This window comes from Streptomyces sp. NPDC060198 (assembly GCF_042728415.1).
In the GTDB taxonomy this organism is placed as follows: Bacteria; Actinomycetota; Actinomycetes; order Streptomycetales; family Streptomycetaceae; genus Streptomyces.
Genome location: NZ_JBHWZJ010000251.1, coordinates 1 through 10,513, shown reverse-complemented (window position 1 = coordinate 10,513; position 10,513 = coordinate 1). Strand labels below are relative to the sequence as shown.

Here is a 10,513-nt window from a genome sequence, read left to right as displayed (position 1 = left end):
GCGGGGGGCTCCTCGCGTTCCGGGTGCGACGCGCCCGGGACACGCCGCGCCGCGCGCTCTCGAACCCCTCACTCGGCCCTGTCGAGTCGCCCCGTTGCGAAAGATCCACTTATGTGGTGAGACAAACCGGTTCGACATAGGAGGCACGGTGCGGTCGGAGGTCTACGACTACGACTCCCACTCCCGGCTCGCGGGTCCGCTCACGGAACCGGAAGGACCGGCGTACCGGGTCCGGTACCGGAGCCTCCTCGCGGCGGAGAAGCGGCGCACCCGCGCCGTGCTCCTCATGACCCTCGCCCCGGTGCTCACGGGGCTGCTCCTGCTCTATCTCGTCTGGCCGACGCACTGGACCCGGCGCGAGAACGGCGAGCACTGGCTCGTCGCCGCCGACACCGCGATGCTCGTCTCCATCGCGCTGATCGAACTCTTCATGCTCGTCAACGTCGTCTCCGTCGCGCACGCCACGATGGTCGCCAGGGACCCGGTGCCCGTCGTCCCCGAACCCGGCACCAAGGTCGCCTTCGTCACCACGTACGTACCGGGCAAGGAACCCCTCTCCATGCTCCGCGCCACCCTCCGGGCCGCCGTACGGCTCCGGCACGACGGACCGCTGGACGTCTGGCTGCTCGACGAGGGCGACGACCCGGCCGCCCGGGCGCTCTGCGCGGAACTCGGCGTCCACCACTTCACCCGGCGCGGCGTCCCCGAGTGGAACCGGCCGAAGGGGACCCACCGGGCGAAGACGAAGCACGGCAACTACAACGCCTGGCTCGACGCGCACGGCGACGCCTACGAGTTCTTCGCCTCCGTCGACACCGACCACGTGCCGCTGCCCGACTTCCTGGAGCGCATGCTGGGCTGGTTCCGCGACCCCGACACCGCCTTCGTCGTCGGCCCGCAGGTCTACGGCAACTACGACGCGGCCGTCACCAGGGCCGCCGAGTCGCAGCAGTTCCTCTTCCACGCCCTGATCCAGCGCGCCGGCAACCGCTACGGGGCGCCCATGTTCGTCGGCACCAACAACGTCGTCCGCATCGCCGCACTGCGCCAGGCCGGCGGACTGTACGACTCGATCACCGAGGACATGGCGACGGGCTTCGAGATCCACCGCCGCCGCAACCCGCTCACCGGCCGCCCCTGGCGGTCCGTCTACACGCCGGACGTGCTGGCCGTCGGTGAGGGCCCGTCCTCCTGGACCGACTTCTTCACCCAGCAGCTGCGCTGGTCGCGCGGGACGTACGAGACGCTGCTGCGGCAGTACGCCAAGGGGCTTTTCCGGCTGCCGCCGGGCCGGCTCCTCAACTACACCCTGATGCTCGTCTACTACCCGATGACCGCCGTCAACTGGCTGCTCGGGGTGTTCAGCTGCGTGCTCTTCCTCTGGCTCGGCGCCTCCGGCACCGAGGTGTCAGCCTCCCTCTGGCTGATGCTCTACAGCGACGCGGCGGCCCTCCAGATCGGGCTCTACCTCTGGAACCGGCGGCACAACGTCTCGCCGCACGAACCGGAGGGCTCCGGCGGCATCGCCGGCATGGCGATGTCCGCCCTCTGCGCGCCGATCTACCTGAAGTCGCTCGGCGCCGCCGTGCTGCGGACCAGCGGTCGCTTCGTCGTCACGCCCAAGGGCGGCGCCACCAGCCCCGACCGCCTCCTCACCTTCCGCGTCCACCTCTTCTGGGCCGCCGTGCTGCTGGTCTCGCTCGCCGCTTCCGTACCCCTGCACCACACGCACGCGGCGATGCGCACCTGGGCCGTGCTGGCCGTGGCCGTCGCACTCTCCCCGGTCGCCGTGTGGGCGTACACCGACTGGCGGGCGGCACACCCGGCACGGCCCCGCCGGAGTGCCCGCCGGACGGTCCCGCACCCGGCCCCGCACCCGCTGACCGCCGAGGCGACCTTCATCACCACCACGACGACCACGACGACGAGCGCGCCGACGACCGCCGCCGCCCTCGCCGAACCCGTACGCAGCACCGCAGGAGGGAACTGACCCATGCCCCACCGGCCCACCAGACGGATCAGGAGGGCGGTCCTCGGCAGCGGGGCCGTCGTCGTGCTCGCGGGGCTCAACGCACCCGCGGCGCTCTCGTTCGCCCAGGACCAGTACCACGCGTACAAGATCGCCCAGCCCGGCTACCAGGCGCGCTACGGCTCCTGGCAGCGGGTGGACATCCCCGAGAGGTACCGGACCAACGCCATCCACGCGGCGCTGCTCCACACCGGCAAGGTGCTGATCGTCGCGGGCTCCGGCAACAACCAGCGGCACTTCGACGCGGGGACCTTCGACACGGTCCTGTGGGACCCGGTGGCCGACACCTTCGAGAAGGTCGACACCCCGGTGGACTTCTTCTGCGGCGGCCACGCGGCGCTCCCCGACGGCCGGCTGCTGGTGGCCGGTGGCACCGCCCGCTACGAGGTGCTCGACGGCGAGGTGTCCCGGGCCGGGGGTGGGATGCGGGTGAAGAACGAGAACCCGGACAAGGCGTTGTTCCTGAAGAAGGGCACGGTCTTCCGCTCACCCTCGGGCGTCGAGTACCGCTCCCTTTTCGACGTGACCGTGCCCCGGGCCGCCAAGCGCGGCTTCGCCGTCAGCTACTACGCCGACGGCGGGATGAAGCCGTGGAAGAGCAAGGTGACCGCCGGCGAGGAACGGGTCTTCGTCGAGGCGGTGGAGACGGGCCCGGACTCGGCGACCACCGACTCCGCCCAGTACGAGATCGAGGGGCTCACCGGCACGGACGCCGACAACTCCTACGGCCTGGCCGAGAAGATCACCACGCAGAAGCAGGACTTCCAGGGCATCCGCGCGGCCTACGAGTTCGACGCGCTCGCCGAGAAGTACATCAAGGTCGACCCGATGAAGGAGGCCCGCTGGTACCCGACCCTCGTCGGGCTCGGCGACGGACGGGTGCTCGCTGTCTCGGGGCTCGACGACGTCGGCGAGATCATCTCCGGGGACACCGAGATCTACGACCGGACGACCAAGAAGTGGTCCAAGGGGCCGTTCCGCTACTTCCCGACCTACCCCGCCCTCTTCCTCACCAAGGGCGGCAGGCTCTTCTACCCGGGAGCCAACGCCGGTTACGGCCCGGCGGACAAAGGACGCGCCGCCGGGCTCTGGGACCTGCGCAAGAACACCTTCAAGGCGGTCGGCGGGCTGAGGGACTTCGATGCCACGGAGACCGCCTCCTCCCTGATGCTGCCCCCGGTGCAGGACCAGAAGGTGATGATCCTCGGCGGCGGCGGTGTGGGGGAGTCGAAGGTGTCGACCGCCCGCACCGCGATCGTGGACCTCAAGGCGAAGAACCCCGTCTTCCGGGCGGGCCCCGACCTGCCGCAGGGCACGCGCTACCTCAACAGCGTGATCATGCCGGACGACACCGTCTTCACCACCGGCGGATCGAGCGACTACCGGGGACGCGGCGACAGCAACATCCTCAAGGCGCAGACCTACGACCCGAAGACCGGCGAGTTCACCGAGGCGGCGGCCCCCACCATCGGCCGGAACTACCACTCGGAGGCACTCCTGCTGCCCGACGGGCGGGTGGCGACCTTCGGTTCGGACTCGCTCTACGGCGACAAGGCCAACACCAAGCTGGGCACGTTCGAGCAGCGGATGGAGGTCTTCACCCCGGCCGTGCTCCACCGCGCGGGCGGCGACCGGCCGGTGATCGGCGCCGGGCCCGGGGAAGTGGAGCGTGGTGACACCGTCTCGTACGCGGTGACCGGCGGCGGCCGCATCGCGACGGCCCGGCTGATGCGGCCGAGCGCCGTCACCCACACCACCGACGTCGAGCAGCGGTCGATCGCGCTGGAGCCGCGCAAGAGCGAGGGCAGGATCACCGTGACGGTGCCCGGGGACAGCACCCTGGTGCCGCCCGGCTGGTACATGCTCTTCGTCACGGACACCGACGGCATCTCGTCGGTGGCGAAGTGGGTCAAGGTCGGCTGAGGGAGCCCTTCGGGGCCGCCGTCTCCCGTACGGGTTCCGGCCGTGCGGGAGACGGCGTGTGTTCAGGACCCCGCGGCCCGGGCCAGGCCGAGCGCGTACCCCGGCCACCAGGCGCCGGCCGCCGGGCCGCCCCGGCAGGGACCGTCGGAGTCGCCCGGACGCTTGATCCAGAGGTACGCGTCCAGCCGCTCCTCCCCGGTGTCGGTGGTCGGGGGAGTGCCCAGGGCCCGCCCCGGCGGATTGCACCAGGCTTCCGACCGGCCCCCGGAGAGAGGGCCGCGGCCGTTGCGGCTGCTGTCGATCACGTAGTGCGCGCCGCCGAGGAGGGTGGAGAGCCGCGCCCCGTACCGCTTCACCGTGTCGTTCGTCTGGAAGTTGGCGACGTTGAGCGAGAAGCCGTCCGCCCGGTCGATGCCCGCCCTGCGGAGCGGTTCGACCAGCTTGCCCGGGTCGGCGAGCCACTCCGGGTTGCCGGCGTCCAGATAGACCTCGGTCTCCGGGCGGGCCTTGAGGGTGTCCACCGCCGCGGCGAGCAGATCGAGCCGCTCGGCGTGCTTCTCGGGCGGGGTGCAGCCGTCCACGACGTGCGCGACGGCGTCGGGCTCCAGGACCACCGTCGCCGGGGCGTCCCCGATCGCCGCGGCGAACCGCTCGATCCAGCTCCGGTACGCGTCCGGGTCCGAGGCCCCGCCGGCCGAGTAGGCCCCGCAGTCGCGGTGCGGGATGTTGTACGCGACGAACAACACGCTCTGCCGCGAGGCCGAGGCGCCCCGCACGGCGGCGCGGATGTCCTCCTCCGGATCGTCGCCGGCGGGCCAGTCGGCCACCGGGTGGGTGGAGATCCGCTCCAGCAGTTTCGCGTCCGCGAGGCGCCCCGCCTCCTTCCAGGCGCTGACCTGACGGGCGGCGTCGCTTTCCGGGTCCACCCAGAAGGGGGAGGACGCGGACCCGCCCCGGTAGGCGTCCGCCCTCGCGGCGGGGACCTCCGCGCTCCCGGACGGTGTCCCCGGCGGGGACGAGCAGCCCACCGCGAGGGCGGCCGAGACGGCCACGGCGGCGGAGACTGCGGGCAAGATCCTGCGGCCGGACATCCAGTCCCCTGACGGTGGCTCTACACGGTGGCTTACGGGGAACGGGCGCGACGCGGGACACCCGTGCGGGCATGCCCGGGCGGCGGCCCGCGAGATACAGAGATGCCGTCGATCGTGACATATCGGTCACGGGGCGTGGTGCTGCGACACCGGCCGTCCCGGAGCGTCAACCGCGTGCCGGGCGAACCGCCCCCGTTCGGGCGCTCACGGCCGGCCGGGCCCTCCCGTACGCGCATTCGGTACCGAACTCCGAGACGGCGCTCGCGGCCATGTGACCAGTGGGTAAGGTCGGAGCCGTGCCGAAGCCGCTCAGCCTCCCCTTCGATCCCATCGCCCGCGCCGACGAGCTCTGGCGGCGGCGGTGGGGCCCCGTGCCCTCCATGCAGGCGATCACCTCGATCATGAGGGCCCAGCAGATCCTCCTCGCGGAGGTCGACGCGGTGGTGAAACCGTACGGGCTGACGTTCGCCCGGTACGAGGCGCTGGTACTGCTCACCTTCTCCAAGCAGGGCGAGCTCTCGATGTCGAAGATCGGCGAGCGCCTGATGGTGCACCCGACCTCGGTCACCAACACCGTCGACCGGCTGGTGCGGTCCGGCCTGGTCGACAAGCGCCCCAACCCCAACGACGGGCGCGGCACCCTCGCCTCCATCACCGAGAAGGGCCGCGAGGTGGTCGAGGCGGCCACCGAGGAACTGATGGCGATGGACTTCGGGCTGGGCGTGTACGACGCCGAGGAGTGCGCGGAGATCTTCGCGATGCTCCGGCCGTTGCGGGTCGCTGCCCAGGACTTCGAGGACGCCTAAAGCGCGTTGCGAAAGTCCCGCCCGTCCTGCGACGCCCGGCACGCCCGCTCGCCGCGTTGTCGGGATCACCCCGGTACATCCGGTATCGGGGCGGCCCTCCGCCGTGCGATCGCACGCACCGGACGCCGCCCGACAGTCCCGCCCGTCCTGCGACGCCCGGCACGCACGACGCTTGAGGCCGCCTCCGGCAATTCCCGCCGGGCGGGCGGTGTCCGGCACGGCATCTCGCGGCGTTGTCGGACCGCCCGTGTGCATCTCGTACATGGGCGGTCCGCCGCCTTGCGATGCACCGCACCGGACGCCGCCCGCTGATCCGACGTGAATTGCCGGACACGGCCGGCGGGCACGCGCGGGCCACTCGCGCGCCGCTCGTGCGGGGGTGTGCCCGCTGCAAGATCGCCCCACGGCTCCGGCTAGTCTCGATGTCATGAAACGCAGCGTGCTGACCCGCTATCGGGTGATGGCCTACGTCACCGCCGTCATGTTGTTGATCCTCTGCCTCTGCATGGTCTTCAAGTACGGATTCGACAAGGGCGAGGGCCTGACGCTCGTCGTCTCCCAGATCCACGGCGTGCTCTACATCATCTATCTGCTCTTCGCCTTCGACCTCGGGTCCAAGGCGAAGTGGCCGGTCGGCAAGCTCCTCTGGGTGCTCATCGCCGGCACCATCCCGACCGCCGCGTTCTTCGTGGAGCGCACGGTCGTCCGCGAGGTCGAGCCGCTGATCGCGGGCGCCGCGCCGGCCGCCGCCGCGAACCGGTCCGAGCAGGGCAGCCCCGTCAAGAACGGCTGACGCCCGACGGGCCCGGCCCGTCCGCACGACCCGAACCGCCCCGTACCGGACTCCGTCCGCGTGCCGGGCGGTTTGTCATCGACAGATAGTAGGACGTCCTAGTAAATTCGACAGTATGGACGCTGACGCGATCGAGGAGGGCCGCCGACGCTGGCAGGCCCGTTACGACCAGGCCCGCACACGCGACGCGGACTTCACCACCCTGTCCGGGGACCCGGTGGACCCGGTGTACGGGCCCCGCCCCGGCGACACGTACGAGGGGTTCGAGCGGATCGGATGGCCCGGCGAGTACCCGTTCACCCGGGGACTCCACCCGACCGGCTACCGGGGCCGCACCTGGACCATCCGCCAGTTCGCCGGCTTCGGCAACGCCGAGCAGACCAACGAGCGGTACAAGATGATCCTCGCCGCGGGCGGCGGAGGGCTCAGTGTCGCCTTCGACATGCCGACCCTGATGGGCCGGGACTCCGACGAACCCCGTTCGCTCGGCGAGGTCGGCCACTGCGGGGTCGCCATCGACTCCGCAGCCGACATGGAGGTCCTCTTCCGGGACATCCCCCTCGGCGAGGTGACCACCTCCATGACGATCAGCGGACCCGCCGTCCCGGTCTTCTGCATGTACCTCGTCGCCGCCGAACGCCAGGGCGTCGATCCCGCCGTGCTCAACGGCACCCTCCAGACCGACATCTTCAAGGAGTACATCGCCCAGAAGGAGTGGCTCTTCCAGCCCGAACCCCATCTGCGGCTCATCGGCGACCTGATGGAGCACTGCGCCCGCGCCATCCCCGCGTACAAACCGCTCTCCGTCTCGGGCTACCACATCCGAGAGGCCGGATCCACGGCCGCGCAGGAGCTCGCCTACACCCTCGCCGACGGCTTCGGTTACGTGGAGCTGGGCCTCTCCCGGGGGCTCGACGTGGACACCTTCGCGCCCGGCCTCTCCTTCTTCTTCGACGCCCACCTCGACTTCTTCGAGGAGATCGCCAAATTCCGTGCCGCCCGCCGGATCTGGGCCCGCTGGATGAAGGAGACGTACGGCGCGAGGACCGACAAGGCCCAGTGGCTCCGCTTCCACACCCAGACCGCCGGGGTCTCCCTCACCGCCCAGCAGCCGTACAACAACGTCGTGCGCACCGCGGTCGAGGCGCTCTCCGCCGTCCTCGGCGGCACCAGCTCGCTGCACACCAACGCCCTCGACGAGACCCTCGCCCTCCCCTCCGAGCAGGCCGCCGAGATCGCGCTGCGCACCCAGCAGGTGCTGATGGAGGAGACCGGCGTCGCCAACGTGGCCGACCCGCTCGGCGGGTCCTGGTACGTCGAGCAGCTCACCGACCGGATCGAGGCGGACGCCGAGAAGATCTTCGAGCGGATCAGGGAGCGCGGCACCCGCGCCCATCCGGACGGCCGCCACCCCATCGGCCCGATCACCTCGGGCATCCTGCGCGGCATCGAGGACGGCTGGTTCACCGGGGAGATCGCCGACTCCGCGTTCACCTACCAGCGCTCCCTGGAGAAGGGCGAGAAGCGGGTCGTCGGTGTCAACGTCCACCACGGCTCGGTCACCGGCGACCTGGAGATCCTGCGGGTGAGCCACGAGGTCGAGCGCGAGCAGGTGCGCGCCCTCGGCGCCCGCCGGGCGGCCCGCGACGAGGCGAGGGTGCGCGGTTCGCTGGACGCGATGCTCACCGCCGCCCGGGACGGATCGAACATGGTGCCGCCGATGCTGGAGGCGGTCCGCGCCGAGGCGACTCTCGGCGAGATCTGCGGTGTGCTGCGCGAGGAGTGGGGCGTCTACACGGAACCGCCGGGGTTCTGAGGCGGCGCGCGGGTGCTGCCGGGCTTCCTACGCCACCGCGCCCAGGCCGGAGAGCAGCAGCGAGGTGAAGCGCCGGGCCCAGTCGGCATCGACGGGCTCGGCGCTGACCAGCGTCCGGTGCACCACCGCGCCCGCGATCACGTCGAAGATCAGATCGGCCGCCAGCGAGGCCGTCCGGCCGTCCGGTTCGGGCGGCAGCTCGCCGCGCTCCTGGGCCCGCCGACGGCCCTGGACCACCAGCCGCTTCTGGCGGTTGACGATCGAGTCCTGTATGCGGGTGCGCAGGGCCGCGTCGCGCGTCGATTCGGCGACCACCGCCATCAGCGCGGTCCGGGTCTCCGGGCGCTCCAGCAGTTCCGCGAACTGGAGCACCACACCCTGCACGTCGGCGGCGAGGCTGCCGAGGTCGGGGAGTTCGAGTTCGTCGAAGAGCACGGCGACGGCGTCCACGACCAGCTCGTTCTTGCCGGCCCACCGGCGGTAGAGCGTCGTCTTGGCGACCCCGGCGCGCGCCGCCACGTCCCCCATCGTCAGCTTCGACCAGCCGAGCTCGACCAGCGACGCCCGGGTCGCCTCCAGGATCGCGGTGTCGGCACCGACACTGCGGGGGCGGCCGGGGCGGTTGGACGGGAGGTCGTTGCTGCTCGGCATGGAGCGACCTTACCCGCGAGTAGGTACGGCGGCCCGCTCCGGATGCGGGTGAGACAGATCACCGAGGTGTCCTGTTCAGAGAGGCTACTCGCCAGTTACGCTACGGGTCGTAGCGTAAGGACCTCCGGGCATCGGCCCGTTGGCCCGCGCCACGAACGAGCGACAGCCACGTGGGGGCGCCGGATGGGGATCCGGTGCCGACCTGGCGGTGCCGGGGGCAGGAATCCGGCACCGCGACCGGGAGGTTCGTACCTCCCGAGCCGTGTCCGTCCGTCCGCCCCGCACACCGGCCGGGGCGGCGGCAGGACCCGGTTGACCGATCGCTTTCCGGAACGGCGGGCACAGGGGGGAGGATGTACGCATGCAGCCTAGGAACATGTCCATGAGCGGCGTCGTCGACCTCGCCGCTGTCAAGGCGGCCGGAGAGGCCAAGGCCAAGGCGGAGCAGGCCCGTGCCGAGGCCGCCCGCAAGGGGGGCACCGGCGCCGTCGCGCCGTCCGCCCTGGTGATCGACGTCGACGAAGCCTCCTTCGAGCGCGATGTCCTCCAGCGCTCCGCCGAAGTACCCGTCGTCATCGACTTCTGGGCCGAGTGGTGCGAGCCCTGCAAGCAGCTGGGCCCCCTGCTGGAGCGGCTGGCCGTCGCCTACAACGGCCGCTTCCTGCTCGCCAAGGTCGACGTCGACGCCAACCAGATGCTGATGCAGCAGTTCGGCATCCAGGGCATCCCGGCGGTCTTCGCCGTCGTCGCGGGCCAGGCCCTCCCGCTCTTCCAGGGAGCCGCGCCCGAGGCCCAGATCCGCGAGACCCTGGACCAGCTGATCCAGGTCGGCGAGGAGCGCTTCGGCCTCACCGGGATCGCCGTCGACCCGGACGCCGAGGGCCCCGACGCGGTCCCCGCCGAGGTCCCGGCCGGCCCGTACGACGCGTTGCTGGAGGCCGCCTCGGTGGCCCTGGACGCCAACGACTTCCCGGGTGCGGTGCAGGCGTACCGCAACGTCCTCTCCGACGACCCGGGCAACCCGGAAGCCAAGTTGGGTCTCGCGCAGGCCGAACTCCTGGCCCGGGTGCAGAAGATGAACCCGCAGGAGGTGCGGGAGAAGGCCGCCGCGAACCCTGCCGATGTCGCCGCCCAGATCGACGGTGCGGACCTCGACCTCGTCGGGGGTCATGTCGAGGACGCGTTCGGGCGCCTCGTGGAGACGGTCCGCCGCACGTTCGGCGACGACCGCGACGCGGCTCGGGTGCGGCTGCTGGAGCTTTTCGAGGTCATCGGTCCGGACGACCCCCGGGTCGCCGCGGCCCGTACGGCGTTGGCGCGCGTGCTGTTCTGATGCGCTCCGGTCCGGTTCGACTCATTGAGACGTGACTTGTTCCTATGTGACAAGACGGCCGTGACGCCCAC

General features: G+C 71.3%; 8 protein-coding genes. 6 read left to right on the top strand and 2 right to left on the bottom strand.

All coding sequences use genetic code 11. From position 1 onward, the window contains the following. Positions 1-148: 148 nt before the first annotated feature. On the top strand, positions 149-1,990 hold the full coding sequence (locus ACFWEP_RS25030) for a glycosyltransferase family 2 protein (protein WP_387373066.1): 1,842 nt from the start codon (positions 149-151) through the stop codon (positions 1,988-1,990). A gap of 3 nt (positions 1,991-1,993) precedes the next feature. Next, complete coding sequence (locus ACFWEP_RS25025) at positions 1,994-3,952, top strand: galactose oxidase-like domain-containing protein (protein ID WP_387373065.1); 1,959 nt, start codon at positions 1,994-1,996, stop codon at positions 3,950-3,952. Positions 3,953-4,014: 62 nt separating this feature from the next. On the opposite strand, the gene ACFWEP_RS25020 is transcribed toward ACFWEP_RS25025, so the two are convergent. Further along, positions 4,015-5,043, bottom strand: coding sequence for a glycoside hydrolase family 6 protein (locus ACFWEP_RS25020; RefSeq protein ID WP_387373063.1), 1,029 nt, complete (start codon positions 5,041-5,043; stop codon positions 4,015-4,017). Positions 5,044-5,339: 296 nt separating this feature from the next. Here ACFWEP_RS25020 and ACFWEP_RS25015 point away from each other — a divergent pair, with 296 nt between their 5' ends. The 3 genes from ACFWEP_RS25015 to ACFWEP_RS25005 all read left to right on the top strand — a co-directional run bounded on the left by ACFWEP_RS25015 (position 5,340) and on the right by ACFWEP_RS25005 (position 8,458). Then, positions 5,340-5,849 (top strand): MarR family winged helix-turn-helix transcriptional regulator, encoded by a 510-nt coding sequence (locus tag ACFWEP_RS25015; RefSeq protein ID WP_387373061.1) that lies wholly within the window; start codon positions 5,340-5,342, stop codon positions 5,847-5,849. Positions 5,850-6,276: 427 nt separating this feature from the next. Then, positions 6,277-6,642, top strand: coding sequence for a DUF3817 domain-containing protein (locus ACFWEP_RS25010; RefSeq protein WP_387373060.1), 366 nt, complete (start codon positions 6,277-6,279; stop codon positions 6,640-6,642). Positions 6,643-6,757: 115 nt separating this feature from the next. Then, the gene (locus tag ACFWEP_RS25005) at positions 6,758-8,458 is read left to right on the top strand and encodes a methylmalonyl-CoA mutase (protein WP_387373058.1); all 1,701 of its coding nucleotides are present in this window, start codon (positions 6,758-6,760) and stop codon (positions 8,456-8,458) included. 27 nt (positions 8,459-8,485) lie between these two features. On the opposite strand, the gene ACFWEP_RS25000 is transcribed toward ACFWEP_RS25005, so the two are convergent. Beyond that, on the bottom strand, positions 8,486-9,109 hold the full coding sequence (locus ACFWEP_RS25000) for a TetR/AcrR family transcriptional regulator (RefSeq protein ID WP_387373056.1): 624 nt from the start codon (positions 9,107-9,109) through the stop codon (positions 8,486-8,488). A 361-nt stretch (positions 9,110-9,470) separates the two neighbouring features. Between ACFWEP_RS25000 and ACFWEP_RS24995 the strand changes: the two genes are divergently transcribed. Continuing rightward, on the top strand, positions 9,471-10,442 hold the full coding sequence (locus tag ACFWEP_RS24995; protein WP_387373054.1) for a tetratricopeptide repeat protein: 972 nt from the start codon (positions 9,471-9,473) through the stop codon (positions 10,440-10,442). Positions 10,443-10,513 lie beyond the last annotated feature (71 nt).

Excerpts from the sequence above, each read along its gene's own strand:
- ACFWEP_RS25005 (WP_387373058.1), top strand. The coding sequence starts at position 6,758 with ATGGACGCTGACGCGATCGAGGAGGGCCGCCGACGCTGGCAGGCCCGT.
- ACFWEP_RS25010 (WP_387373060.1), top strand. The coding sequence starts at position 6,277 with ATGAAACGCAGCGTGCTGACCCGCTATCGGGTGATGGCCTACGTCACC.
- ACFWEP_RS24995 (WP_387373054.1), top strand. The coding sequence starts at position 9,471 with ATGCAGCCTAGGAACATGTCCATGAGCGGCGTCGTCGACCTCGCCGCT.
- ACFWEP_RS25025 (WP_387373065.1), top strand. The coding sequence starts at position 1,994 with ATGCCCCACCGGCCCACCAGACGGATCAGGAGGGCGGTCCTCGGCAGC.
- ACFWEP_RS25020 (WP_387373063.1), bottom strand. The coding sequence starts at position 5,043 with ATGTCCGGCCGCAGGATCTTGCCCGCAGTCTCCGCCGCCGTGGCCGTC.
- ACFWEP_RS25000 (WP_387373056.1), bottom strand. The coding sequence starts at position 9,109 with ATGCCGAGCAGCAACGACCTCCCGTCCAACCGCCCCGGCCGCCCCCGC.